The following is a 25,194-nucleotide window of genomic DNA, read 5'->3' as shown; positions in this document are numbered from 1 at the left end:
GGCCTGGGCCGTGAGGTGGGCGAGGTCGTGGGTGGTGCAGGTGGCGGGGACGGCGAGGCGCAGGGGTGTGTGGCGGGCCTGGGCGGCGTCGTGTTCGAGGGTGTGGGCGAGGTTGACGAGGCGTCGTGCGGTGGGCAGGACGGTGTGGCCGAACTGGGTGAGGGTGGCGCGTCGTGTGGTGCGGTCGAAGAGGGGTGCGCCGAGGTGTTTCTCCAGGGCGGCGATGCGACGGCTGGCGACGGGTTGGGGGATGCGCGCGGCGGCGGCTCCGAGGGTGAAGCTGCCTCGGTCGCTGACGTGGATGAAGGCGGTGCAGGCTCCGACGAGGTCCATGGTCTGAGGTTATGTCGAATCCGCATGGGTGTGGCTGTTTGTGTCTTGGACAGCATGGGTCGCGGTTGGTGAGACTGCGGTGGCGGGCCGGTTCTGGTTCGTCTCTCTTCTGATTCCTGTGCTTATGGGGGTTTTCGTGGGGTTTGCTGTGCGCGGTGTGTGGTGGCGCGGTTTCGTTGCGTCGGTGGCGTTGGTGCCTCTGGTCGGCTGTGGCGCCTCCGAGGGCGCGGGGGACGCGGGGCAGCCCGCGGAGTCCGCTTCGGTGACGGTGGACTTCGCGGCGGAGTTCGAGGCCCTGGAGCAGGAGTACGGGTCCACGTTGGGTGTGTACGCGCTGGACACGGGGTCGGGTGACGAGGTGGCGTTCCAGGAGGGCGAGCGCTTCGCGTTCGCCTCCACGTTCAAGGCGCTGCTGGCCGGGGTGGTGTTGTCGGAGAACTCGCTGGAGGAGATGGAGCGGGTGGTGACCTTCGACGAGGAGGTGCTGGTCCCGCACTCACCGGTCGTGGAGGAGCACCTGGACTCGGGGATGTCGCTGCTGGAGCTGTGCGACGCGACGGTGCGGTTCAGCGACAACGCGGCGGCGAACCTGTTGTTGGACGAGATCGGCGGTCCCGCGGGGTTCACGGAGCGGCTGGGTGAGCTGACCGGCGACGACGTGACGGTGCTGGAGCGGTACGAGGTGGAGATGAGCTCGGCCGTCCCGGGCGAGGTGCGGGACACGAGCACTCCGGAGGCGATGGCGTCGAGCCTGGAGGCGTTCACGCTGGGGGACGTGTTGCCGGAGGACCGTCGCGAGGTGCTGGTGGACCTGTTGGTGCGGAACACGACGGGTGACGACCTGATCCGGGCGGGCGTGCCCGAGGGCTGGGTCGTCGGTGACAAGACCGGCAACGGCGGTTACGGAACGCGCAACGACATCGCGGTGCTGTGGCCCGAGGAGGGCGACCCGATCGTGCTTGCCGTGATGTCCAGCGTGGGCGTGGAGGACGCGGAGCACGACGACGCGCTGATCGCGGAGGCGACCGAGGTGGTCGTGGAGGCCCTGGGCTAGGAGTTTCGGCTGGTGGGGCGGGGGTTCTGGCCAGGTCGGGACAGACTGGCCAGAACCTCTGTAACTACCCGACCCATTCGACCCTAAATAGGCCTTTTGTCACTTTATGTAGCTACAAGCGGGCTGAACCGGTCACATCACGGCCACAACCTGAGCACAACCCGTGGGTTCGGTCGCCCGGGAGCCGCCGCGTCCCTGATCCTTGATGGCGGAAAGCCCGGTCGGATCGGGCACGCAGCGAGGGAGGGGCGACGGTTGTTGACCGCGGTGGCCGGGTTGATCGGCGCGCTGGTGATCGGGGCCTGGGTCGTGGTGGCCTGGGGCTCCCGGCGGCGGCAGCCGTGGTTGTGGACCCCGGTGGCCCTGTCCGCGGTCCTGCTCGTCGCCGTGGACCTGCCCGGCTGGTCGTTCCTGCCCCTGCTGGTCCTGTCCGCGGGTTCGTTCGCCGAGTTGGTGGTGGGCTCGCACGAGTCCCCGACGATCCGGACCAAGGACCCCGAGGCCCCGTTGAGCACCGAACGGTGGGCCGCCGCGGCGGCGGCCCCGTTCCGTGTGGCACTGGCCGAGCCCTGGGACGTGGTGGCGCGGCCGAGCCTGCGACGCCGGTACCGGCGGATGCTGGAGCGCCAGTGGTCGGTGGTGGACCGGGAGTCCCTGCTGACCGCGGTCGACACCCTGTTGGCCGGTCTGCACCAGGGACCGAGCCTGGACCTGGCGGTGGACCTGCGCGCGGGCACGGCCCGGTCCCGACTGCCACTGGACCAGGGCGGACTGGACACCGGCGAGACGGTGGAGCTGTCCCCGGACCAGGTGGCCCGCCTGCGGGCGGTCACGCGCGTGACCGAGGCCGACGAGACGGTGATCATCGGCGCCTACCAGTGGTGGAAGTCGGTGCACGTCATCCGGCTGGTGTGCGGCGGGGCGTCCCTGGACTGGCTGAGCCCGGTGGAGACGCAGACGCTGCTGCGGCGGGTGGCCTCCGACCTCCAGCGCCGTTACTCGTCGTGGGGCCAGCTGTCCACGGCCTTCCACGCCGGCTACCTGCTCTGGCCGGACAAGGGCGTGGACGGCGACCCGGTGGAGGTCGACCGGCCGGACGCCGACCGTGTGTGGGTGGCGCTGGGTCTGTTGGACGAGGACCCGAGGAGCCCCTGGAACCTGTTGCCCTGGGACATGCCGTTGGACCGGGTGACCTTCGAGGGCGGGGTCTCCTCCAACCAGGAGCAGTGACCCGGGAGCGCGAACCCGGAGAGCCGGCGGTGGCGCTCCCGCGTGCTCCGGTGCGCGCCCCCGCCCCGTGTGGGGCCCGACCCCGGACATGACATCGGCCGCACCGGTCGGCCCGGAGAGGTCGGCGCGGCTCAGTACGCCTTCCTCCGGGCCGGACCTGATGCGGCCCGTCAGGTGGCGCCCGGTCGGGGCGCCCGTTCACGCGTCAGCTGGTTCAGCTGGTACCGAGGGCGACGGCGTCGCCGAGTCGGTGGACGCGCAGGGAGTTGGTGGAACCGGTGGTTCCGGGCGGGCTGCCGGCGACGATGACGACCTTGTCACCCTTGTGGTAGTCGCCGAGCTGAAGGAGCTCGTTCTCGACCTGGCGGACCATGTCGTCGGTGTTGTCGACCCACGGGACCTGGTTGCTCTCGGTGCCCCAGGTCAGGCAGAGCCTGCCCCGGGTCTCATCCTCGGTGGTGAAGGCCAGGAGCGGGATGGGTGAACGGTAGCGGGCCAGGCGCCGGGCGGTCTCACCGGACATGGTGAAGGCGACCAGGGCCTTGGCGCCGACGGTGGCGCCGATCTCGGCGGCGGCGCGGGCGATGGCCCCGCCGGTGGTCTCCGGCACCCGGTTGAGGATGTGCGAGGCGCGCAGGGACTCCTGCTCGGCGGCGCTGACGATGCGCGCCATGGTCTCGACGGTCTCGATGGGGTACTGGCCGACGCTGGTCTCGCCGGAGAGCATGACGGCGTCCGCACCGTCCAGGACGGCGTTGGCGACGTCGGAGGTCTCGGCCCGGGTGGGTCGGGGCGCGCTGATCATGGACTCGAGCATCTGCGTGGCGACGATGACCGGCTTGGCCTTGTCGCGGCAGCGTTCGACGGCGCGCTTTTGCACCATCGGAACGTTCTCCAGGGGCAGCTCGACACCGAGGTCGCCTCGGGCGACCATGACGCCGTCGAAGACCTCGATGATGTCCTGGAGGCGCTCGACCGCCTGGGGCTTCTCGATCTTGGCGATGAGGGGGACGGTGACGCCCTCCTCGTCCATGATGCGGTGGCACTCCTCGGCGTCCGCGGGGCTGCGGACGAAGGAGAGGGCGACCATGTCGACGCCCTGGGCGAGGGCCCAGCGCAGGTCGGCCTCGTCCTTTTCGGTGAGGGCGGGCACGCTGACGGCGACTCCGGGGAGGTTGAGTCCCTTGTGGTTGGAGACGGTGCCGCCGAAGATGACGCGCGTGTGGACCTCGGTGCTGGTGGTCTTGGTGCACTCCAGCACGACGCGGCCGTCGTCGATGAGGACGCGGTCGCCGGGGCGGACGTCGCCGGGGAGGCCCTTGTAGGTGGTGGAGACGCGCTGGCGGTCGCCGGGCACGTCCTCGATGGTGATGGTGAACTCGTCGTCGGCGGCGAGTTCGACGGGTCCGTCGGGGAAGGTTCCCACGCGGATCTTGGGTCCTTGGAGGTCCGCGAGGACCCCCACTGCTCGTTTGGCGTCCGCCGCGGCCTGCCTGAGATTGACGAGGCTGGCGCGGTGGTCGTCGTGGGTTCCGTGGCTGAGATTGAGACGGGCGACGTCGAGGCCCGCGTCGACGAGGCGCCGGAGGGTCTCCGGGCTCGATGTGGCGGGGCCAAGGGTCGCAACGATTTTTGCTCGACGTGTCACGACTATCACTTTAGAGCGTCTGGGGGATGGAGTGGTCTAAACCAGGTTGCGAATACACGTATCTGAGGTGGAGTTGGGGCGAACGTGGTGACCCTGCGTAAGGGGTGTTGGATGTGGGCGCGGCCGTGGGGCCGTGTTCGGTGTCTGGCGGAGGGGTTGTCGGTGTTCGATCGTTCTGTGGTGGAGCCCGCTCTGGGCGCGGAGGTCACGGCGCTGGAGGAGGTCCTGCTGGGCCTGTCGGAGTCCGAGGTGATGTTGCCAACACGATGCGCTCCGTGGGACGTGGCGGCGTTGTCGGTGCACACGGTGGGTTCGTTGAACCAGGTGTTGGTGGCCCTGGACCAGGGTCGGCCGGGCGTGTCGGAGGGGTCGGTCTCCGCGGCGGGGTACTACGTGCCGGAGGTGCGGTTCTCGCCGGAGGTGAACGCGGCGCGGGTGGCGGGCGCGGTGGAGCGGGCCTCGCGGCGTGAGGACGCGGCGGAGCCGGGCCGGGTGCTGCGCGGGACCTGGGACGCGTTGGCGGGGCGTCTTCCGGGTGAGCCGGTGGACCGGCGGATCGTGACGCGGCACGGGGACCCGATGCTGCTGACGGACTACCTGGTGACCCGGGTGGTGGAGCTGGTGCTGCACGGGTTGGACCTGGCGGACGCGCTCGGTCGGGAGCCGTGGACGTCGGGGGCCGCGCTGGACGTGGTCCGTGGAGTGCTGTTCGGGTCGGCGGACCCGGAGGAGCTGCGGCGGGTGCTGCCGCAGGAGGTGGGTCAGCGGGGCCCGTCGTTGGCGGCGGTGCGCGCGGTGACCGGGCGGTCGGGCTCCGAGGTGGACCGGGCGGTGCTGACGGCGGCCGGGGTGCGTCTGCTGGCTCTGGGCTGAGCGGGATCGCGTCGCCGTGGGCGGCGGCCCGCTCCTGCTGACCGCCGCCCCTGCCCTGTTCGCCCTCTCCCCCGGTTCGGCCGCTCGCCGAGCGTTGCGCTCAGCCTGCGCGGCGGGGTCGGGGCAGGTCGGGCTGCACGTGCCCGTAGGCCCGCAGGATGCGCAGCCGCTGGATGGTGCGCATGCCCTCGCGTTCGAGGGTGGCGACGGTGTCCCAGTCGTCCCAGCACGCGTCCCAGCCCCCGTCGGGGCGCTGCTGGTCCTCGAAGGCCTGGAGGTTGCGTTCGATCTCCTGGTCGGTGAAGAGCGGCCGGGCGATGTGGCCAGGGTCCGGGGCCAGGTCCAGCGGCGTGTGGACGTGCCCGGTGGCCCGGGGGTGGACGTCGATGACGGCGCGGATCATGTGGGAGAGGTGGTTCATCGCGACGATGGCACGGGGGCGGTCCGGGACGTGCTGGAGGAAGCAGCAGATGCCGATGGCCTCGTGCGGGTTGGTCCACTTGAGCGAGTCGACGTGCTTCCAGCAGAAGGCCGTGGCGAGGTCGCGCCAGGGGTGGGTGATGTTGTTCTTGTGCAGGAGCCCGGTGATCATCGCGGTGATGTCGAGGCGACTGCCGAAGTCGTGGTTGTGGCGGTACCAGGGCGCGGATTCGGTGTAGCGGGCGCTGGGGAGCGAGGTCGGGAGCCCGCCGTCGTCGTTGCTGACGGTGGAGAGGTACCGGCAGACGCCGGCACCGATCTGGGCGGGGACAGGTCCGAGTTCGTCGAGGTAGCGCAGGGCGATCTCGGTGGCCACGGGCTGGCTGGCGTGGCCCCGCAGGTCGGGGTCGAGTCCGTTGCCGTAGCCGCCGTCGAGGTTGCGGTAGGCGGAGAGTGTGGCGCGGACCGGTTCGGCCGGTCCGCTCTGGAAGAGGTAGGCGAAGCGGTGCCGGTCGACGAGCCGGGCGCTGCGCATGGTGAAGTGTTCTGCTGCGCGGTACGAATCCCAGGTCACAACGGTCATGATTCGACGGTACGGCGGGGTCCGGGCAGGGAGAACAGCCTCGCCCTGATCCATTCGCGATCTTTACGCGGCGTTCTCGGGGCGCTTGCGTTGGCGGTGCAGGTAAAGCGCTCCGGCCCAGGACACGGCGACGCTCAGGGCCACCAGGAGCTGCGCCGTGAGGAGGTGCTCGGCGGGGTAGATGACACCGGTGAGGTAGTGCGCGATGAACCCCTCGGGCGGGAGCCCGGCCTGTCCGGCGTTCTGGCGGCCCCAGTCCTCCACGTGGGTGAGGGGGCACTGCCAGCCGATGACGGTGATGCCCAGGCCGTAGAGGGCGATGGCCAGGTGGGGCCAGAACAGGCGGGGCCAGCGCCAGGCCGGGAAGCCGCCCAGCGCGACGTAGGCGAGGAAGACCAGGTGCAGGACCATGGCCCCCTCACCGATGACGCGGTACACCATGGGTCGATGGTAGGGCGGGGCCGGGCGCGGGGACAGACCCCCGCGCCCGGGCGGTGGTCTCCTACACGAGCGGGCGCTCGGTGGGCGGGATGGCCACGGGCAGGACGGTGTCCCGGGTGAGGTGGCGGTCCACCCCGGCTGCGGCCGAGCGGCCCTCGGCGATGGCCCAGACGATGAGCGACTGGCCCCGGCCCATGTCCCCGGCGCAGAAGACGCCGTCGACGGTGGTCCGGTAGTCGGCGTCACGGACCACGTTGCCGCGGCCGTCGAGCTCGACGCCCAGCTGGTCGAGCAGGCCCTCCTTCTCGGGGCCGACGAAGCCCATGGCGAGGGTGACGAGGTCCGCGGGGATCTCGCGCTCGGTTCCCTCGACGGGCTCGAAGCCGTTGGGGCCGCGCTTGACCTCGACCAGCTTCAGGGCGCGGACGTTGCCCTCCTCGTCCCCGAGGAACTCCAGGGTGTTGACGGAGTAGATCCGCTTGCCGCCCTCCTCGTGTGCGCTGGTGACCTTGTACAGCATCGGCATGGTGGGCCAGGGCTGGTGGTCGGGGCGCGTGGTGGGGGGCTTGGGCATGATCTCCAGCTGGGTGACCGAGGCGGCCCCCTGCCGGTGCCCGGTGCCGACGCAGTCCGCGCCGGTGTCGCCGCCGCCGATGACGACGACGTGCTTGCCCTCGGCGTGGATGGGCGCCCGGTCGAGGTCGCCCTCCTGCACCCGGTTGGCCAGGGGCAGGTACTCCATGGCCTGGTGGATGCCGTTGAGTTCGCGGCCGGTGGCGGGCAGGTCGCGCCACTTGGTGGCGCCACCGGTGAGGACCACGGCGTCGTGGTCGGCCCTGAGCTGGTCGCCCGTGACGTCCACGCCGACGTTGACGCCAGTGCGGAAGGTGGTGCCCTCGGCGGTCATCTGGGCGAGGCGGCGGTCGATGTGCCGCTTCTCCATCTTGAACTCGGGGATGCCGTAGCGGAGCAGTCCGCCGACGCGGTCGGCGCGCTCGTAGAGCGTGACGTCGTGTCCGGCGCGGGTGAGCTGCTGCGCGGCGGCCAGTCCGGCGGGGCCGGATCCGACGACGGCGACCTTGCGTCCGGTCCGGTGGGTGGGGGGCAGGGGCTTGACCCAGCCCTCCTCCCACGCGCGGTCGATGATGGAGACCTCGACGTTCTTGATGGTGACGGCGGGCTGGTTGATGCCGAGCACGCAGGCGGACTCACAGGGCGCGGGGCAGAGGCGCCCGGTGAACTCGGGGAAGTTGTTGGTGGCGTGCAGCCGTTCGATCGCCTCGGCCCAGTCGTGCGTGTACACGAGGTGGTTCCACTCGGGGATGAGGTTCCCGAGGGGGCATCCGTTGTGGCAGAAGGGGATGCCGCAGTCCATGCAGCGCGAGGCCTGCTTGGTGACGGTTCCTCGGTCGAAGTCCTCGTGGACCTCGCGCCAGTCCTGGATGCGGACGTCGACGGGGCGGTGCTTGGGGAGCTCGCGCTCGGTGATCTTCAGGAAACCCTTGGGGTCAGCCATGGTTCCTCCTCCTCTCGTGTGCTGACTTCAGGACTGCGCGGAGGCCATGACGGCCTCGTTGACGTCGCGACCCTCGCGTTCGGCCTCGGCCTGGGCGAGCAGGACGCGCTTGAAGTCGCGCGGCATGACCTTGGCGACGCGGTCGAGCCCCTTGCTGCCCTCGGCCAGGAGGCGTTCGGCGACGGTGGAGCCGGTCTCGTCGTGGTGGCGGGTGAGGACGCCGGTGAGGAACTCGCGGTCCTCGTCGGTGAGGTCCTCGACCTCGACCATCTCGGGGTTGACGCGTTGGGTGTCCAGGTCGAGGACGTAGGCGATACCGCCGGACATGCCCGCCGCGAAGTTGCGCCCGGTGCGGCCGAGGATGACGGCGCGCCCCCCGGTCATGTACTCGCAGCCGTGGTCCCCGATGCCCTCGACCACCGCGGTGGCGCCGGAGTTGCGGACGCAGAAGCGTTCGCCGACGACGCCCCGGAGAAGGATCTCCCCGGAGGTGGCGCCGTAGCCGATGACGTTTCCGGCGATGATGTGTTCCTCGGCGGCGAGGGTGGAGGCCTGCGCGGGGCGGACGATGACGCGGCCGCCGGACAGGCCCTTGCCGACGTAGTCGTTGGCGTCGCCGGACAGCCGCAGGGTGATGCCCTGGGGCACGAAGGCGCCGAAGGACTGTCCGGCGGAGCCGGTGAAGGACACGTCGATGGTGTCGGCGGGCAGGCCGTCGGCACCGTAGCGCTTGGTGACCTCGTGCCCGAGCATGGTGCCCACGGTGCGGTTGACGTTGCGCACGGGCAGTTCGAGGCGGACCGGCTGGCCGAAGTCGAGCGCTCCCTCACTGAGCTGGATGAGGGTGTTGTCCAGGGCCTTCTCCAGGCCGTGGTCCTGGATGCGCCGGTGGGCGCGGTGGTCCCCGGCGATGGGCTCGACCTCGTGCAGGATCGGCGACAGGTCCAGGCCCTGGGCCTTCCAGTGGTCGACGGCCTCGACGGTGTCGAGCAGGTCGACGGAGCCGATGGCCTCGTCGAGGCTGCGGAAGCCGAGCTGGGCGAGGTACTCGCGCACCTCCTGGGCGATGAACTCGAAGAAGTTCACGACGTACTCGGCCTTGCCGGAGAACCGCTCGCGCAGGGCGGGGTTCTGGGTGGCCACGCCCACGGGGCAGGTGTCGAGGTGGCAGACGCGCATCATGACGCAGCCCGAGACGACGAGGGGCGCGGTGGCGAAACCGTACTCCTCGGCGCCGAGCAGGGCGGCGACGACGACGTCGCGGCCGGTCTTCATCTGGCCGTCGGCCTGGACGACGATGCGGTCGCGCAGGCCGTTGAGCAGCAGGGTCTGCTGGGTCTCGGCGAGGCCGAGCTCCCAGGGGGTGCCCGCGTGCTTGAGGGAGGTCAGCGGCGAGGCGCCGGTGCCTCCGTCGTGGCCGGAGATGAGGACGACGTCGGCGTGCGCCTTGGACACGCCGGTGGCGACGGTGCCCACACCGGCTTCGGAGACCAGCTTGACGTGGACCCGCGCGGACGGGTTCGCGTTCTTGAGGTCGTGGATCAGCTGGGCGAGGTCCTCGATGGAGTAGATGTCGTGGTGGGGCGGCGGCGAGATGAGGCCGACGCCGGGGGTGGAGTGGCGGGTGTTGGCCACCCACGGGTAGACCTTGTGGCCGGGCAGCTGGCCGCCCTCGCCGGGCTTGGCGCCCTGGGCCATCTTGATCTGGATGTCGTCGGCGTTGCTGAGGTAGTGCGAGGTGACGCCGAAGCGGCCGGAGGCGACCTGCTTGATGGCGCTGCGACGCAGGTCACCGTTGGCGTCCGGGGTGAAGCGGGCCGGGTCCTCGCCGCCCTCACCGGTGTTGGACTTGCCGCCGAGGCGGTTCATGGCGATGGCGAGGGTCTCGTGTGCCTCAGCGGAGATGGAGCCGTAGGACATGGCGCCGGTGGAGAAGCGCCTGACGATCTCCGAGACGGGCTCGACCTCGTCGATGGAGACGGGTTCGCGGACGCCCTCCTTGAGGCGGAACAGTCCCCGGAGCGTCATGAGCCGGGCGGACTGGTCGTCGACCCTGTTCGTGTACTCCTTGAAGATGTCGTACTTGCGGTCGCGGGTGGAGTGCTGGAGCCGGAAGACGGTCTCGGGGTCGAACAGGTGGGGCTCGCCCTCACGGCGCCACTGGTACTCACCGCCGACCTCCAGACGCCGGTGGGCGTTGGGGTTGGCGGCGTGGGCGCGGCGGTGGCGGAGCGCGACCTCCTCGGCGAGGATGTCGAAGCCGACGCCGCCCAGGCGGGAGGTGGTGCCGGTGAAGCAGCGGTCGATGACCTCCTGGCCCAGGCCGAGGGCCTCGAAGATCTGGGCGCCGGTGTAGGAGCTGACCGTTGACACGCCGATCTTGGACATGACCTTCAGGACGCCCTTGCCGAACGCCTTGACGGTGTTGCGGACGGCCGTGTCGGCTTCCACGCCGCCGAGGGTGCCGCGTTCGACCAGGTCGCGAACGGTCTCCAGGGCCAGGTACGGGTTGACCGCCGAGGCTCCGTAGCCGACGAGGAGGGCCACGTGGTGGCACTCGCGGACGTCGGCGGCCTCGACGAGGAGGCCGACCTCGGTGCGGGTCTTCTCGCGGACCAGGTGGTGGTGGACGGAGCCGGTGAGCAGCAGTGACGGGACGGGCGCGCGTTCGGCGTCGGCGCGGCGGTCGCTGAGCACGAGGATGTGGGCGCCGTCAGTGATGGCCCGGGAGACCTCGGTGTTGATCTCGTCCAGGCGGGCGGAGAGGGCCTCGCCGCCGCCGTCGACGGGGTAGGTGCCGTCGACGGTGAAGGTGCGCAGCGCGGGGTTGTCCCGCCCGGCGGCGACGATCGCGGCGAGCTGGGCCTGGTCGACGACCGGGGTCGGCAGGACCAGGCGCTGGGTGTCGCCCGGGGACGCCTGGAGGAGGTTGCCCTCGGCTCCGAGGAGGGTGGACAGGCTGGTGACCATCTCCTCACGGATGGCGTCCAGCGGCGGGTTGGTGACCTGCGCGAAGTTCTGCGAGAAGTAGTCGAAGAGCTGGCGCGAGCGCGCGGACAGGGCGGCCACCGGGGTGTCGGTGCCCATGGAGCCGATGGGTTCGGCGCCGGTGCGGGCCATCGGCGTGAGGATGATCCGCAGTTCCTCCTCGGTGTAGCCGAACACCTGCTGGGCGAGGTTGAGTTCGGTGACCGGGGTGGGTTCGGCGGCGGGGAGGTCGGCCAGGCGCAGGACGCCGGAGTCGATCCACTCCTGGTAGGGGTGTTCGGCGGCGAGTTCGGCCTTGATCTCCTCGTCCTCGATGATCCGCCCCTGGGCGGTGTCGACGACGAAGATGCGGCCGGGCTGGAGCCGTCCCTTGCGCACGACCGTGGCGGGGTCGATGTCGAGGACGCCGGCCTCGGACGCGAGGACGACGAGGCCGTCGTCGGTCACCCAGTAGCGCCCGGGGCGCAGTCCGTTGCGGTCCAGGACGGAGCCGACGACGGTGCCGTCGGTGAAGGACACCGAGGCGGGGCCGTCCCAGGGCTCCATGAGGGTGGAGTGGTACTCGTAGAAGGCCCGGACGGCCGGGTCCATCTCGGTGTGGTTCTCCCAGGGCTCCGGGATCATCATGAGGACCGCGTGCGGCAGCGAGCGCCCGCCCAGGTGGAGCAGCTCGAGGGCGTCGTCGAAGGACGCGGTGTCGGAGTCGTCGGGGTCGACGATCGGGAACACGCGGGACAGGTCGCCGGGGATGAGCTCGGTGGCGAGCTTGGCCTCACGGGACCGCATCATGTTGCGGTTGCCCTTGACCGTGTTGATCTCGCCGTTGTGGGCCACGTAGCGGAACGGGTGGGCGAGCGGCCAGGACGGGAAGGTGTTGGTGGAGAACCGGGAGTGGACCAGGGCCAGGCCGGAGGCGTAGCGGCGGTCGGACAGGTCCGGGAAGAACGGCTCCAGCTGCGGGGTGGTGAGCATGCCCTTGTAGGCGATGGTGCGCGGGGACAGGCTCGGGAAGTAGACGTCGGCCTCGTGCTCGGCGCGCTTGCGGACGCAGTAGGCGTGGCGTTCGAGGTCGATCCCGGTGAGGCCCTCGGTGGCGGTGCCGGGGGTGCCGGTGACGAAGAGCTGCCCGAAGTAGGGCATGGCCTCGCGGGCGGCGGGGCCGCTGTACTGGGGCTCGAAGGGGACCTCGCGCCAGCCCAGGAGGGTGAGGCCCTCGTCGGCGACGATGGTGTTGATGGTCCGCACGGCGGCGGCGCGCTCGGCGGCGTCGGAGGGCAGGAAGCCGATGCCGGTGGCGTAGGCGCCCGCGGCGGGGAGCGGGAAGTCGCAGACCTCGGTGTAGAGCTCGTGCGGGATCTGCGTGAGGATGCCCGCGCCGTCGCCGTCGTCGGGGTCGGCTCCGGAGGCGCCCCGGTGGTCGAGGTTGCGCAGGACGGTGAGCGCCTTGCTGACGATGTCGTGGCTCTGACGACCGGTGAGGTCGGCCACGAAGCCCACTCCGCAGGCGTCGTGCTCGAAGGCGGGGTCGTACAGGCCCTGGGGGGTGGCGTCTGCGTTCGTTCGGACGGACGAACGCCGCACGTTTCCAGCGGGCATCTGCCCTCCAGTCGTCTCTCGTCGGCTTCGTGAAAAGCGCATCCGGGACGACGTTGGCCCTGCTGCGTGCGTGATTCTGTTGTTCCGCCCTGGGGCGGTCCCGACGGTGTGGGTCGCCCGTTCCGTGGCACCGTGTCGCGTACACGTCCTCGTGTCGCCGGTGCCGGTGGGCGGCCCGTGTCGGGCAGGTTCTCTTATACAGGCTGGTCGGGCCCCGATGCGAATCGGAGGTCTAGACCAGAAGGCGCCGCGGTGCGCCGTGGCCCGTGGTGTGCCCGCTCCCTGGGGAGTGGCGTGGGTCCCTCTCGGACCGGGGTCCGATGAAGGCTGGCCTTGCGGGTTTTTCCACGAGGGAAACCCGCTAAACCTCCCAAAGGGGATGAAAGACCGATCGTTGGCCGGTTCTTCACCCATCGCGCGACGGCGCTGAGCACTGCCTTCCCACGTTACCCCGGGGGTGGCGCCACTCCCAAGGGAGGGAGGAACGCGCCGGGGAGTGATATCCCCCTCATCCGGCGGGAACCGTCCCGTCTGAGGCACCGCCGGGGCGTCCGCGACGTGGGAGGATCACGGAATGGCAGGACACCCGACTTCCCCCGGCCCGGTCGAACCCGGAGCCGCCGACTCCCCCGAGGCCGCCCGCGTACCCGGCGCCCCGGAGACTCAGACACCCTCTCGGCCCGACGACCCCCAGCCCCTCCCCGAGGCGGTGGAGGACTTCCTGCGCGAGTACGGGCCCGACGCCACGCGCCCCCGGACGGTCCTGGCGCTGCTCTCCGACGGCCGTTGGTGGAGCGCCAACGAACTCGTACGCGCCAGTGGCGTGGCGCACGCCGTGGTGGCCTCCCTGTTCAGGGCCCTGGAGGCGGCTGGGGAACTGGAGCGCGAGCCCGCTGGCGAGCGGCACCGCCTGTCACGACCCGCCCCGTACAACAGCGCGACCGCGCCGTCGCTGGCCGACCCGGTGGCCCACCTGCTCCCCGCCCACGCCTGGGCCACCGCCGAGCTGGCGCGGGCGATCTCGGAGGGACCCGCCTCCGACCTGGACCTGGACCACGTGTCCGCGACCGCCGAGACCGCGCTGCGCCGCGCCCTGTTCCTGGCCACGCGGTTCGACCTCCGCCAGCGCACGCTCCTGTGCGTGGGCGATCACGACCTCACGTCCCTGGCACTGGCGCTGGTGCGTCCGGAGGCCCGGGTGCGGGTGGTCGACCTCGACGAGCGGGTGCTGGCCCACATCGACGCGGTGGCCGAGCGGCTGGGACTGCCGGTGCGCACCCACACCGCCGACCTGCGCCTGGGGTTGCCCGCGTCGCTGCGGGAGGGCGCCGACCTGGTCTTCACCGATCCGCCCTACACCCCCGACGGGGTGGACCTGTTCGTGCGACGCGGCGTGGAGGGTCTGGCCGATCCCAGGCGCGGGCGGGTGCTCGTGGCCTACGGAGCCAGCGAGACCACGCCGAAGCTCGCGGCCGCCACCCAGGCGCGGATGGTGCGCTCGGGACTCCTCCTGGAGGCGGTGTGGCCGGACTTCAACCGCTATCTGGGGGCGGAGTCGATCGGTGCCGCCAGCGACCTGTACGTGCTGCGTCCCCTCGCGCGCACCCTGCCCTCCCCCGGCGGTGACGCCTCGCGGGTGTACAGCCAGGGGGTCAACGCCAAGGAGGCGCGCGGGGGTCTCGACGCGGAGCGGGCCGCCGCGGTGCTGGCACGGATCGCGGAGCTGAGCAGGTCGGACACCGACGGCCCCGCGCCCGCTCTCGTCGGTGACTGGCCGCGTGAGGTGTCGGGGGAGGTCCGGGTGCGTCTGTCCACCTGGATGGAATCCCCCACCGCCGTGGGGGCGCACGCCGTGGTCAACCTCACCGGTGGGTGGGAGCGGTTGGCGCCCCGCGTGGCGCTGGCCTCCACCGCCGACGACACCTTCGTCCTGGTGCCCTCGTCCTCGCGCTGGGTGCGTGACGAGGCGGGCCAGAAGGGGTTCCGTGCCCTGGTGGAGCCCGGGTGCCGGGTCCGGTTCCTGCGGGGGGTGGGCGCCGCCGACCTCACCGCGATCCGGTGCACCCGGAACCCGGAGTCGGGCGAGGGCGCCGACCAGGTGCTGGCGCACGTGCGGGCGCGGGCGCACGGGACGCTGACTGCGACCCTGCGTACGGGGCTCGTGGAGGCGGCGGCCCGGCTGGGGCGGCCGATCAACAAGCGCACGGCCCGGCACGCGGTGGCCTCGGCCCCCGAGTGGGTGGCGGGGCACGCCCTGCTGGACCTGCCCGAGCACCGGTTCGCGGAGCTGCGCGGGGTGGCCTCGGAACTCCTGGCCCGGGTCGAGGAGTCCGCCGCGACGGAGTCGCGGGCCGAGGGGGAGGACTGACCCGGATCGGTCCGTCTCCACGAACGCGGGCGGGGCCCGGTGGGAGGTCGTTCCCACCGGGCCCCGCCCGTGTGTTCGAGGGGTGAGGCCGTTACTCGCCGGGTACCGCGGGTGCCTCCACCGCGCCCTCCGCCGGGGGCGGGTCCTCGACCGTCTCCTGGCCGGTGCCCTCCCCCGTGCCGTCGCCCGCGCCGGGCACCTCCTCAGTACCGGTGCCCTCTTCCGTGCCAGTGCCCTCCTCGGTACCGGCGGGCGCGTCGCCGCCGAGCTCACCGATCCTGCGGAAGAAGGGGTTGCGGAAGTTGGCCAGGGTCACCAGCGGTGTGACCAGGCTGACCCGCTCGTCGACCGACTCGGAGTCGGTGGGCTGGACCCACACCACGACCAGGTAGTGGCCGGTGATGATGGCGTCGGCCGCGCTGTAGCCGACGCCGAGGCGGTTGAGGGGGTCCTCACCGGAGGGGGAGAGCACGAAACCGGGGTCGGCCGGCTCCTCGCCCTCCTCGGCCTCGGGCAGTTCCATGGCCTCGGCCACGGCACGGCTGCCCTCGATGTCCGCGAGGTTGAACACCGCGACCACACCGAAGACGTCGTCCTCGGACAGGTAGGTGGCGCGGCCCGCCTGCGTGCAGTCGGCGTCGGCCAGGGCCTGCTCCACCTGCTCGCCCCAGACCGCCGCGGAGCAGTCCTCGGTCAGATCGGAGTCGCGCAGGGTGAAGCCCAGGCTCTGCCCGGAGATCTCGGAGTTGTGGCGCTCGAAGAGCTCGCCCTCGTTGAGCGGCCGGGTGTCCTGCTCCCGGGAGGACAGCACCGCGTTCATGTTGCTGTCCTGGGAGTCCTGGACCTTGTACAGGGCGGGTCGGGTCTCCTGGGCGGCCTGTTCCTCGCCGTCGTCACCGGAGAACTGGAAGAACAGCACCGTGCCCAGGGCGATGAGCGCGACGACGAGGGCGCCGACCAGGAGGGTCAGCATCCCGCCGAGGCGGCGGGGCTCCTTCTTGCGTCGGCCGCCGCTCTTGCGGCGCCCGCCCTCGCGGTTCTCGGACCGGCTCTGGTCCTCCTGGGCGGGGGGTTCGGCTGGCTCGCTGTTTTTCCTCCGGCGGCCCGGCCTGCCAGGCGTCGACGGTTCAGAAGGGGACACCCAAAGGACCTTTCCGTGGATGCGGGCCGGTCACGTGAGGTGACCGGCCCGGTTGCGCTCGGGAACGGCGGGGGGACGCCTCCCGCCTGGTGTCGACCCCGGGGCCGTGTTCCCATAAATCGGTGGAACACACCCCGGCGGGCGGATCGATCTGTCCGAGATCCTATCGGGGCGCCCGACGGGGCCGGACAGATCCGCTCCTACTCTCCCTCTTCCTCTTCCTCGGGCTTGTGCGCGACGACCTCGTCGTAGACGAACCCGAAGGCGCTCTGCGAGACCACGCTCGCGGTGGCCAGACCGGAGTCGTCCCCCGGCAGGGAGCCGTCGGTGCGCGCGACCCAGTAGACGGCCAGGTAGTGACCCATGACCTGGGTGGTGGCCTGGCTGTAGCCCTCCTGGAGTCCCTCGACGCCGTCGAGTTCACGGGACAGCAGGAAGCCCGCCCCGGTCTCCGCGTTGGTCGGGTCCATGGCGGCGGCCACCTCGGTGGCGCCCGCGCTGTCGGAGAGGTCGAACAGGGTCACCTGGGCGACGTAGTCATCGTCGGAGTCGGTGTACACACCGGAGGCCGCGTTGAGGCAGTTGGCGTCCAGGAGGCTCTGGCCGAGCTGTTCGCCCCACACCAGTGAGGTGCAGGAGTCGGTGACCTCGGACTCCTGGAGTTCCAGCTTCATCCCGGCCATGTCGAGTTCCTCGACGGGCCCGAAGACGGACTCGTCGGTCATGGGCTCGACGTCGTCGGGACGGTTCTCGATGGAACCGAACACCTCGGGCCGGTCGGGCTCGGACAGGTACAGCTCCGGAGTGATGGTGCTGTGCCCCTCCGGCGGCGCGACGATGGTCTCCTCACCCCGGTCGGTGTTGCCGCCGGTCCCGGTGACGAGCTGGTAGGTCAGCAGTCCCAGAAGGGCGACCAGGGCGATACTGAAGGCGCCCAGGAGCACTCCGAGCACGGCGGTGCCGCGCTTGCGCTTGCTCTGTTCGGCAAGGGTGTAGACGATCTGGTTGGGCCTGTCGCCCAGGACCGACACCTTCTTGATCGCGGACGCGGAGAAGGCGGAGACGAGTCCCACGCCCTTCTTGTCCTTGCGTCGGCCCTTGCGGCCCTCGGCACGAGTGGCCCCGTGTTCCGGGTCCTCCTCGTCCTCGTACCCGGTGTCGGGGTCGTCGTAGTCGTCGTACTCGGCGTCCGGGCGGGCCTGGGTGTGGCCGTACTCCTCGGAGAAGTCCTCCTCCGGGTCGTACTGCTCCTCGTACCCGTCCTCGGGGCCGTGTTCCTCGACGTGCTCTTCGGTGTGGGCGCTGTCGGCACGGCGGGATCCGCCGCGCCGACGTCTGCGTCCGTGACCGGACTCGGCTCTGCTCACGGTCTTTCTCAATCGTCAACCCGTGGTCTGCTCGACTGTTGCGGGCTTCGTCGTACGGCGCGCACGGCCACGGGCCGGTGCGCCGGTTTTCGGAATGTCCCGCTCTACTCGGGCTTCGACCCGGAGTTGCCTTCCGCGCCGTCGGCGCCGTCCTCCGCCGAGCCCTCGCTACTAGATCGCTCAGGGCTCGGGTGGTATTCCGTCCCGGCTCCCTCGGAACCACCAGTGGCCTGGTCGAACACCGAGTCGTCGCTGTCGACGGCGCTGTAGACGGTGCCTTCGTCGGCCTTCTCGCCGGCGGATGTGTCGCCGAACACCTGGGTCCCGGCGTCCTGCCCGTGGGGGACGACCGCGGTGGAGAAGGAGTCGAGGCGGCGACCGGCCCAGACGAAGTAGGCCAGGGCTCCGAGGAGGACCGCGATGGAGGTCCAGTTGTTCAGGCGCATGCCGAAGAAGTCGTTGGCAGGGTCGACGCGCAGGTACTCGATCCAGAAGCGGCCGACGCAGTAGCCCATGACGTAGACGGCGAAGAGGCGTCCGCCCTGGAGAGTGCTCTCGAAGCGGCGGCCGAGGTAGGCCAGCAGGACCGCCAGGACCAGGCACCACAGGGACTCGTAGAGGAAGGTCGGGTGGTAGGTGGTGACTCCCACCTCCATGCCCGCCCGCATGTGGCCCTCGGGGGTGGGGTAGATCTCAAGCGCCCAGGGCAGGTCGGTGGGGCGCCCGAAGAGCTCCTGGTTGAAGTAGTTGCCCCAGCGGCCGATGGCCTGGGCCAGCGGGATGGTGGGTGCGATCGCGAAGGAGAGCTTGGACATGGACAGCCCGCGCTTGCGGGCGACCAGCCACACACCCACGGCGCCCAGCGGGATGGCGCCCCAGATGCCCAGTCCGCCCTCCCACACGTAGAGGGCCCGGATGGCCTCGCGGTCCGGCCCGAAGTACAGGTGGGCGTCACTGATGACGTGGTAGAGGCGTCCGCCGACCAGACCCAGGATCACGGCCCACACGGCCATGTCCATGATGGTGCCGGGCTCACCACCCATCGCCTTCCAGCGGCGCTCGCTCCAGTAGACCGCGACGATGACCCCGGCGAGGATGCACAGGGCGTAGAAGTGGATCTGGAACGGCCCGATGGGGATCGAGTTGATCTCGGGGCTGGGAATGGCCGCGAGGGCGCGGCCGAACTCGGCCGCGCCCTCGGAAGCTGTCGACGACAATGTCACTGCTCTGCTCTCGGGTTCGCCCCGCGTGCGGGGGTGGTGATCAGGGGTTCTCCTCCGCGTCACCCCCGCCGTCGGAGTCCATCGGCTCGGTGCTGACCTCGCCGTCGCCCGCCTCGGCGATGGCGTCGGACAGGCCCCTGGCGGACATGGCGGTGTTGCCGTCGAGCAACTCGCCGTTGATGTAGACGGAAGGCGTGGCGCGGAACTCGTTGGCTCCGCTGTAGCGAGTGTAGGCCTTCCCTGTGGCGTCGATGATCTCGCCCGTGTAGGTGCCTTCCAGGAAGGCGGGGTCGTGTCCGTTGCTGGCTCCCCAGCTGATGAGGTCGGACAGGACCATGGTTCCGATGTTCTCCTCGCCGATCTGCTCGGTGGCGTCGGCTGTGAGGGCCGGCAGGTACTCCTCGGTGAACTCCTTGACGATCTCCGCTTCGCCGTCTACGCGGTCGTCGAAGGCCTGCCCGTCCTCGTCGGAGGGCTCGGTGTCGCGGAACCACTGCTTGAGCTCGTCGACGGTGAAGCCGTCCTTGCCCTCGGTGGGCTGGTTCTCGAAGAGGGTGTCGTTGTACTCGACGAAGACGCCGTAGTCGGCGGCGGCGCGGGCCGCGGCACCGGCTCGCAGTGAGTTCGAGCTGATGGGCACGGGCTGCTGGGCGAAGATGCTGACCGGCCGGTAGTGGACGATCGCCGTGCCCGCGGCGGCCTGTTCCTTGAGGACGTCGCCGCCGAAGTGCTCGAACTGGCGGCAGGCGGGGCACTGGTAGTCGGCGTAGACCTCGACGACGGGGGCGGAGGCGTCCGGCTCGGCCATGACGACACTGCCGTCGTCCTGGAGGGTCTGGGCGGCCAGCGGGCCCTCGTAGCCGTCGCTGCTGCCGGAGGTGAGGACGGCGTAGCCGATCCCGACGACGAGCAGGACCACGGCCGCGGCGGCGCCGACGACGATGAGGGTCCGGTTGCGTTTGGCGGCCCGCTTCTCCTTCTCCCGCTGTTCCCTGAGCTTTTCGCGGGAGCGCTTGCGCGCTTCACTCCCCATGGTGTTCCTCTGTTTCTGGCTTTCTGGAGGTGGTCGACCGTCGCGTCGGGGTGCCGGGGCACCGTGTTCCGGGACTAGCGGAAGAGCCCGAGGGCGCGGTCGAGGGCGAAGGGGGACCTGGGCCAGAGCGCGATGAAGGCGCCCATGGCCCCGAAGGCGATGTCCCGTGCGATGGAGAGCCCGTAGGTGGTCTCGCCGGGGTCGACCTGTCCGCCGCCGCCGAAGCAGCCGCAGTCGATGTTGAGGCCCCGGGCCATGGCGGAGAGGATTCCCGCGATGAAGACGATCATCAGCAGGGCGCCGACGGCTCCGACCTGCCGGGTGGCCAGGCCCACGAGGAGGAGCAGTGCGAGGGCGAGCTCGAACAGCGGGAGGACGTGGCCGATGAACTGGGCGATCTCGGTGGGGAAGAGGTCGTAGGCCTCGACCGCCTGCACGGAGAGGGCGGGCGGGAACTTGGTGACGGCCGCGGTGATGAGGACGGCGGCGAGTCCGACCCGGCAGGCGAGGGTGAGCCAGGGTTGGACGGTCTCCCAGCGGCCGGTGGGCCGGGAGGTGGGGGTGTCGTCGTGGGTTTCCGTCATCTGCGAGGCCTTCGGGAGTGGGGGTCGGTCGTTCGCGCTCATGCCACTGGGTGCGCGCCTGGTCGCTCTTCGTGTTGAAACAAAGCCTACTGTGTGTAGTGACTTTGTGGCACAGGGCGTCGGAACCGGAGAGCACGGCGGGCGGCCACGCGTCCGGGACACCGCCATCACACCACCCGGAGCCCGAAGGGGTGGCCCGTTCACGGGGATCCGAGGGCGCCTCTCACCCGATTCTCACCCTCTTAACCCTGGGCTTGACCTGCCCGGGACGGCTGGGGTGCGGACACGAGAGCGGTGGGCCGCGCCTTGCTGGCGCGGCCCACCGCGGGGGTTGTGGCATGGGCCGGGATCGGCTCCCGAGCCCTGGGGTCGGGCTACCGGGAGCGCACCCCGGCGGAGAGGTCCTCGGCGAAGGAGCGGACCGCGACGAGCCCGGTCTCCAGGTCCGGGGCGTCCAGGACCCGCTGGCAGAACCCGGCGCCGACGATGACGCCGTCGGCGTAGGCGGCGACCTCGGCGGCCTGCGCGGCCGTGGAGATCCCCAGGCCGACGCAGATCGGCAGGCCGGACTCGCGGGTGACCGCCCGGGTGCGGCGCACCAGGGCCTCGGCGGTGTCGGCGACCTGGGCGCGGGTACCGGTGACCCCCATGAGCGAGGCCGCGTACACGAACCCGCTGCACGCGTCGGTGGTGAGTTCGAGGCGCCGGTCCGTGGAGGACGGGGCGACCAGGAAGATCCGGTCGAGCCCGGCCTGCTCTGAGGCGGCGTACCACTCCTCGGCCTCCTCGGGGATGAGGTCGGGGGTGATGACCCCGGCCCCGCCCGCCTTGGCGAGTTCGGTGGCGAAGCGCTCCACGCCGTAGCGTTCGATCGGGTTCCAGTACGACATGACCAGGGCGGCGGCGCCGGTCTCGGCGGTGGCCTCCACGACCCGGAGGACGTCGTCGGTGGTGGTGCCCGATGCCAGCGCCCGGTCGGCGGCGCGCTGGATGGTGGGGCCGTCCATCATGGGGTCGGAGTAGGGCAGTCCGACCTCGATGACGTCACACCCGCCCTCGACCATGGCCTGGATGACCCGGATCGAGGAGTCGACGTCGGGGAAACCGGCGGGCAGGTAGCCGACGAGCGCCGCGCGGTCGGCCTCGCGGGCCTGGGCGAGCTTGGTCTGGAGCGTGGTCATCACGCCTGTCCCTCCGAGTCGACGAGGCCGAAGTAGTCGGCCGCGGTGTTGACGTCCTTGTCTCCGCGCCCGGAGAGGTTGACCAGGATCACGGCGTCGGGCCCGAGGCGCTTGCCGAGCCTGATCGCCCCGGCCAGCGCGTGCGCGCTCTCGATGGCGGGGATGATGCCCTCGGTGCGGCAGAGCAGCCGGAAGGCCTCCATGGCCTCGGTGTCGGTGACGGGCTCGTAGACCGCGCGTCCCGTGTCCGCCAGGTAGGCGTGTTCGGGGCCCACCGCCGGGTAGTCGAGCCCGGCCGAGATGGAGTGGCTGGGCAGGGTCTGGCCGTACTCGTCCTGGAGGACGAAGGTGCGCGCGCCGTGGAAGACGCCGTGGCTTCCGGCTGTGATCGAGGCGGCCGTCCGGCCGGTGTCGGCGCCCGCTCCCCCGGCCTCGAACCCGTAGAGGGCGACGCTCTCGTCGGGGATGAAGGCGGCGAAGATCGCGATGGCGTTCGAACCGCCGCCGACGCAGGCGGCCACGGCGTCGGGGAGCCTGCCGGTGAGTTCGAGGACCTGCTCGCGGGCCTCGGCGCCCACGATGAAGTGCAGGTCGCGGACGAGCTTGGGGAAGGGGTGCGGACCGGCCGCGGTACCGAAGAGGTAGTGGGTGTGGTCGACGTTGGCCACCCAGTCGCGGAAGGTCTCGTTGATCGCGTCCTTGAGGGTGCGGCTGCCGATGGTGACCGGGACGACCTCGGCGCCGAGCATGCGCATGCGGGCGACGTTGAGCGCCTGGCGCCTGGTGTCCTCCTCCCCCATGTAGATCACGCAGTCCAGACCCATGAGGGCGCAGGCGGTGGCCGTGGCCACGCCGTGCTGGCCCGCGCCGGTCTCGGCGATCACGCGGGTCTTGCCCATGCGTTTGGTGAGCAGTGCCTGGCCCAGCACGTTGTTGATCTTGTGCGAGCCGGTGTGGTTGAGGTCCTCGCGCTTGAGCAGGACGCGCGCCCCGCCCGCGTGCTCGGAGAAGTTACGGGCCTCGGTGAGGAGGCTGGGACGCCCCGCGTAGCTCTTGAGGAGTTCGTCGAACTCGGCGTGGAAGGCGGGGTCGTCCTTGGCCTTGGCCCACTCGGCCTCGACCTCGTCGAGGGCCGCGATGAGGGATTCGGGGGCGAACCGGCCGCCGAAGCGGCCGTAGTGCCCGCGGTCGTCGGGTACCGGTTGGGCGTGGCTCATGGGAAGTTCTCCTGGGAAGAGGAGGCCGAACGCGCGGAGTAGGCCCGGGGCGTCGCGCCACGGGGTGCCGCGCGCCGACCGGCCGTGCGGCCGCCTGGCTCGGGCGGCGCGAGTTGGTTCGGGTCAACGCGGCGACGGGAACCCGCGGGTCGTGCCTACGGGCTCCCTAGCGCCATCGCCATCGGCGCCGGAGCGGGCGCGCGGGCGTGTGCCGCGCGGGCTCCGTGTACGCCTTCGTCGGTCCCATCGTGTTGGTCCCGTCAGTTCCGGTCGCGCAGCGCGGGGTGGGCGCCGGCGGTCACCAGGTCGGCGACGGCCTCGCGCGGGTTACGTCCACGGACCAGGCTCTCGCCCACCAGGACGGCTCCGGCTCCGGCTCCGGCGTGGGCCAGCAGGTCGTGCGGGCCACGGACCCCGGACTCCGCGATTCTGACGCGGTCCGCCGGGATGAGGGGGGCGAGCCGGGCGAAGGTGTCCCGGTCGACCTCCAGGGTCTTCAGGTTGCGCGCGTTGACGCCGATGACGGTCGCTCCGGCGTCCAGGGCGCGGGCGACCTCGTCCTCGTCGTGGACCTCGACCAGCGGGGTCAGGCCCAGCGAGCGGGCGCGTTCGACGAGGGAGATCAGGGCGTCCTGGGGCAGCGCGGCGACGATGAGCAGGATCGCGGCGGCTCCGTGGACGCGGGCCTCCCACAGCTGGTAGGAGCTGACGACGAAGTCCTTGCGCAGCAGGGGGGTCTCGACCGCGGCGTGGACGGCGCGCAGGTCGTCCAGGCTGCCGTGGAAGCGGCGTCCCTCGGTGAGCACGCTGATCCAGGTGGCGCCGCCCGCCTCGTAGTCGCGGGCCAGTGCGGCGGGGTCGGTGATGGAGGCGAGCGGGCCCTTGGACGGGCTGGCCCGCTTGACCTCCGCGATGACGTGGACGCCCGGGCGGCGCAGGGCCGCCTCGGCGTCCTTGGGGACGGGCACCGACTCGGCTTGGGCCTTGAGGCGGTCCAGGGGGAGTTCCGCCTGTCGCTGCGCCAGGTCAGCGCGTACTCCGTCGAGGATCTCGTCGAGCACGCTCACAGGTTCTAGCTCCCTCGTCCATGGTTGCGGTTCACGGCGGCCGGTCCGGAGGTGGACACGGCGGTCCGGTCGGGTGTCGGCGCGGGCCGTCACACCCTGTGCTGGTCATCGTATCGACCCTCGGGGGCCGTGGGGTCGCCGCCCCCGGGTCACCGCGCCGGAGGATTCGGCGCGATCGGGCAGGAACCCGCATCATCGGGGCGAGCCCGTTCTCACCAGGAGGGCAGGAGTGGGGTGCCGGGGGCGAGGAAGGAGAACCAGGGCAGGTTGCGGGCGATCCAGAAGACCACGAAGCAGACGAGGATCGTCCAGACGAACCAGGTCGGGGCGGGTCGGGGCGGGCGTGCGCGCGGTCGCAGGGTCCCGGCCAGCCAGGTCAGGTAGGTGAGGGCGAGGTAGGGCAGGAGCAGCACCAGGAGCGGGTTCATGGCGAGGGCGCCGGGCACGTCGAGGTGGGTGAGCAGTGCCACCGCGCGCATGGTGCCGCAGCCGGGGCAGAACGTGCCGGTGAGGAGCAGCCAGGGGCAGGTGGGGTAGTTGCCCGGTTCGTTGGGGTCGACCAGGTGGAGGAGGACGAGCCCGAGGACTCCGAGCGCTCCCAGGGACACCGGCCAGGTGGCCGGGTGGACCCGCTGGACGAGACGGGCGGCCCGTCCCGTGGTGACGCCTCCCCCGGGCCGGTCCGCGGGTCCGGCCGGGCGGGACGGGGCGGGTGGCCGGGGGCTGGCGGGTTCGTCGTCTTGCTGCACCCGCCCAGACTACTGGCGGGTGTTCGCGTGTCCCCGGGTCAGGCCGCGATCGACGTGACGATGAGGACGCCCATGGAGAGCAGGTAGAGGGCCGTGACCACGAAGCAGCACAGGCCGATGATGCCGAGGACCTTCGCGGTGTTGGCGGCGGACTCGGCCCCGACGTAGTCGCCGATGTGCCACTTGCTGCTGACCTGGAGGGCGAAGATCAGGCCGATGATGCCGATGATGCTCGTCATGCCGAGGCAGCCGAAGATCCCCAGGATGTTGAAGGCCAGGTAGTTCTTGGGCGGGTCGGAGGCGGGCGGCTGCACCCCGTACGGACCGGGAACCCCGTAGGGTCCGGGGGCGCCGTAGTACTGCATGGGCTGACCGTAGGGAGCTTGCGGCTGACCGTACTGCGGGGCTGGCGGGCCGTAGCCTCCGGTGGACTGGTCCCCGTAGGGAGCCTGCGGCTGACCGTACTGCGGGGCCGGCGGGCCGTAGCCTCCGGTGGACTGGTCGTGTCCCGCGGGATCGCCCGGGGGCGGAGGCCCGTAACTCATGGGTGCTGTCCTTCCGGACGGGTGTCCCCGGGGCGGG

The 25,194-nt window shown here is 71.2% G+C and carries 20 protein-coding genes; 4 read left to right on the top strand and 16 right to left on the bottom strand.

Annotation, left to right across the window (positions count from 1 at the left end; all coding sequences use genetic code 11):
- On the bottom strand, nucleotides 1-333 hold a 333-nt coding region (locus ADX84_RS20645), incomplete at its 3' end, for a LysR family transcriptional regulator (RefSeq protein ID WP_049578041.1).
- A 124-nt stretch (nucleotides 334-457) separates the two neighbouring features.
- On the opposite strand from ADX84_RS20645, the gene bla reads away from it, so the two are divergent.
- Both bla and ADX84_RS20635 read left to right on the top strand, forming a co-directional pair.
- Nucleotides 458-1,387, top strand: a complete 930-nt coding sequence (bla, locus tag ADX84_RS20640) for a class A beta-lactamase (RefSeq protein ID WP_049578038.1) — start codon at nucleotides 458-460, stop codon at nucleotides 1,385-1,387.
- Nucleotides 1,388-1,642: 255 nt separating this feature from the next.
- Entirely contained in the window at nucleotides 1,643-2,617 is a 975-nt protein-coding gene (locus ADX84_RS20635) for a DUF1266 domain-containing protein (RefSeq protein WP_049578035.1), read from the top strand.
- Nucleotides 2,618-2,831: 214 nt separating this feature from the next.
- On the opposite strand, the gene pyk is transcribed toward ADX84_RS20635, so the two are convergent.
- Nucleotides 2,832-4,265 (bottom strand): pyruvate kinase, encoded by a 1,434-nt coding sequence (gene pyk / locus ADX84_RS20630; RefSeq protein WP_049578033.1) that lies wholly within the window; start codon nucleotides 4,263-4,265, stop codon nucleotides 2,832-2,834.
- Nucleotides 4,266-4,427: 162 nt separating this feature from the next.
- Here pyk and ADX84_RS20625 point away from each other — a divergent pair, with 162 nt between their 5' ends.
- Nucleotides 4,428-5,138 carry a maleylpyruvate isomerase family mycothiol-dependent enzyme gene (locus ADX84_RS20625; RefSeq protein ID WP_049578031.1) on the top strand — a complete coding sequence of 237 codons (711 nt, stop codon included), beginning with the start codon at nucleotides 4,428-4,430 and terminating at the stop codon, nucleotides 5,136-5,138.
- 100 nt (nucleotides 5,139-5,238) lie between these two features.
- On the opposite strand, the gene ADX84_RS20620 is transcribed toward ADX84_RS20625, so the two are convergent.
- From ADX84_RS20620 to gltB, 4 genes are all read right to left on the bottom strand, one after another.
- Nucleotides 5,239-6,132, bottom strand: a complete 894-nt coding sequence (locus ADX84_RS20620; protein ID WP_049578028.1) for a prenyltransferase — start codon at nucleotides 6,130-6,132, stop codon at nucleotides 5,239-5,241.
- Between the two features lie 72 nt (nucleotides 6,133-6,204).
- A complete protein-coding gene (locus ADX84_RS20615; protein WP_049578026.1) occupies nucleotides 6,205-6,582 on the bottom strand; it encodes a DUF2784 domain-containing protein in 378 nt (125 codons plus the stop codon).
- A gap of 61 nt (nucleotides 6,583-6,643) precedes the next feature.
- Complete coding sequence (locus ADX84_RS20610) at nucleotides 6,644-8,098, bottom strand: glutamate synthase subunit beta (protein ID WP_049578023.1); 1,455 nt, start codon at nucleotides 8,096-8,098, stop codon at nucleotides 6,644-6,646.
- 27 nt (nucleotides 8,099-8,125) lie between these two features.
- A complete protein-coding gene (gene gltB / locus ADX84_RS20605; protein ID WP_049578021.1) occupies nucleotides 8,126-12,682 on the bottom strand; it encodes a glutamate synthase large subunit in 4,557 nt (1,518 codons plus the stop codon).
- A gap of 574 nt (nucleotides 12,683-13,256) precedes the next feature.
- Between gltB and ADX84_RS20600 the strand changes: the two genes are divergently transcribed.
- Nucleotides 13,257-15,050: a bis-aminopropyl spermidine synthase family protein gene (locus tag ADX84_RS20600; protein WP_049578017.1), complete on the top strand. Its 1,794-nt coding sequence runs from the start codon at nucleotides 13,257-13,259 to the stop codon at nucleotides 15,048-15,050.
- A 91-nt stretch (nucleotides 15,051-15,141) separates the two neighbouring features.
- On the opposite strand, the gene ADX84_RS20595 is transcribed toward ADX84_RS20600, so the two are convergent.
- From ADX84_RS20595 to ADX84_RS25755, 10 genes are all read right to left on the bottom strand, one after another.
- Nucleotides 15,142-16,023, bottom strand: coding sequence for a hypothetical protein (locus tag ADX84_RS20595; protein ID WP_049578014.1), 882 nt, complete (start codon nucleotides 16,021-16,023; stop codon nucleotides 15,142-15,144).
- 368 nt (nucleotides 16,024-16,391) lie between these two features.
- Nucleotides 16,392-17,558: a hypothetical protein gene (locus tag ADX84_RS20590; RefSeq protein ID WP_049578012.1), complete on the bottom strand. Its 1,167-nt coding sequence runs from the start codon at nucleotides 17,556-17,558 to the stop codon at nucleotides 16,392-16,394.
- Nucleotides 17,559-17,662: 104 nt separating this feature from the next.
- On the bottom strand, nucleotides 17,663-18,775 hold the full coding sequence (lgt, locus tag ADX84_RS20585; protein ID WP_049578006.1) for a prolipoprotein diacylglyceryl transferase: 1,113 nt from the start codon (nucleotides 18,773-18,775) through the stop codon (nucleotides 17,663-17,665).
- 46 nt (nucleotides 18,776-18,821) lie between these two features.
- On the bottom strand, nucleotides 18,822-19,814 hold the full coding sequence (locus ADX84_RS20580; protein ID WP_049578004.1) for a thioredoxin domain-containing protein: 993 nt from the start codon (nucleotides 19,812-19,814) through the stop codon (nucleotides 18,822-18,824).
- 74 nt (nucleotides 19,815-19,888) lie between these two features.
- Nucleotides 19,889-20,398, bottom strand: coding sequence for a MauE/DoxX family redox-associated membrane protein (locus ADX84_RS20575; RefSeq protein WP_049578043.1), 510 nt, complete (start codon nucleotides 20,396-20,398; stop codon nucleotides 19,889-19,891).
- A 374-nt stretch (nucleotides 20,399-20,772) separates the two neighbouring features.
- On the bottom strand, nucleotides 20,773-21,579 hold the full coding sequence (gene trpA, locus ADX84_RS20570; RefSeq protein WP_049578001.1) for a tryptophan synthase subunit alpha: 807 nt from the start codon (nucleotides 21,577-21,579) through the stop codon (nucleotides 20,773-20,775).
- Nucleotides 21,579-22,796 carry a tryptophan synthase subunit beta gene (gene trpB / locus ADX84_RS20565; protein ID WP_049577999.1) on the bottom strand — a complete coding sequence of 406 codons (1,218 nt, stop codon included), beginning with the start codon at nucleotides 22,794-22,796 and terminating at the stop codon, nucleotides 21,579-21,581. Before trpB ends, trpA begins: the two co-directional genes overlap by 1 nt.
- A gap of 260 nt (nucleotides 22,797-23,056) precedes the next feature.
- Nucleotides 23,057-23,863: an indole-3-glycerol phosphate synthase TrpC gene (trpC, locus tag ADX84_RS20560; RefSeq protein ID WP_049577997.1), complete on the bottom strand. Its 807-nt coding sequence runs from the start codon at nucleotides 23,861-23,863 to the stop codon at nucleotides 23,057-23,059.
- Between the two features lie 212 nt (nucleotides 23,864-24,075).
- Nucleotides 24,076-24,612, bottom strand: a complete 537-nt coding sequence (locus ADX84_RS20555) for a DUF2752 domain-containing protein (protein WP_049577995.1) — start codon at nucleotides 24,610-24,612, stop codon at nucleotides 24,076-24,078.
- Between the two features lie 38 nt (nucleotides 24,613-24,650).
- Nucleotides 24,651-25,157: a CD225/dispanin family protein gene (locus tag ADX84_RS25755; protein ID WP_049577992.1), complete on the bottom strand. Its 507-nt coding sequence runs from the start codon at nucleotides 25,155-25,157 to the stop codon at nucleotides 24,651-24,653.
- Nucleotides 25,158-25,194: the final 37 nt, after the last annotated feature.

Origin of the sequence: Nocardiopsis sp. SBT366, assembly GCF_001083815.1 — a bacterium.
Lineage (GTDB): Bacteria > Actinomycetota > Actinomycetes > Streptosporangiales > Streptosporangiaceae > Nocardiopsis > Nocardiopsis prasina.
The sequence above is the reverse complement of the archived record's forward strand: the minus strand, read 5'-3'. Positions and strand labels throughout refer to the sequence as shown.

Coding starts and splice junctions, on each gene's coding strand:
- ADX84_RS20580 (WP_049578004.1), bottom strand. CDS start 19,814: ATGGGGAGTGAAGCGCGCAAGCGCTCCCGCGAAAAGCTCAGGGAACAG.
- trpA (WP_049578001.1), bottom strand. CDS start 21,579: ATGACCACGCTCCAGACCAAGCTCGCCCAGGCCCGCGAGGCCGACCGC.
- bla (WP_049578038.1), top strand. CDS start 458: ATGGGGGTTTTCGTGGGGTTTGCTGTGCGCGGTGTGTGGTGGCGCGGT.
- ADX84_RS20610 (WP_049578023.1), bottom strand. CDS start 8,098: ATGGCTGACCCCAAGGGTTTCCTGAAGATCACCGAGCGCGAGCTCCCC.
- ADX84_RS20615 (WP_049578026.1), bottom strand. CDS start 6,582: ATGGTGTACCGCGTCATCGGTGAGGGGGCCATGGTCCTGCACCTGGTC.
- ADX84_RS20600 (WP_049578017.1), top strand. CDS start 13,257: ATGGCAGGACACCCGACTTCCCCCGGCCCGGTCGAACCCGGAGCCGCC.
- ADX84_RS20575 (WP_049578043.1), bottom strand. CDS start 20,398: ATGACGGAAACCCACGACGACACCCCCACCTCCCGGCCCACCGGCCGC.
- ADX84_RS20595 (WP_049578014.1), bottom strand. CDS start 16,023: ATGCTGACCCTCCTGGTCGGCGCCCTCGTCGTCGCGCTCATCGCCCTG.
- ADX84_RS25755 (WP_049577992.1), bottom strand. CDS start 25,157: ATGAGTTACGGGCCTCCGCCCCCGGGCGATCCCGCGGGACACGACCAG.
- gltB (WP_049578021.1), bottom strand. CDS start 12,682: ATGCCCGCTGGAAACGTGCGGCGTTCGTCCGTCCGAACGAACGCAGAC.
- trpB (WP_049577999.1), bottom strand. CDS start 22,796: ATGAGCCACGCCCAACCGGTACCCGACGACCGCGGGCACTACGGCCGC.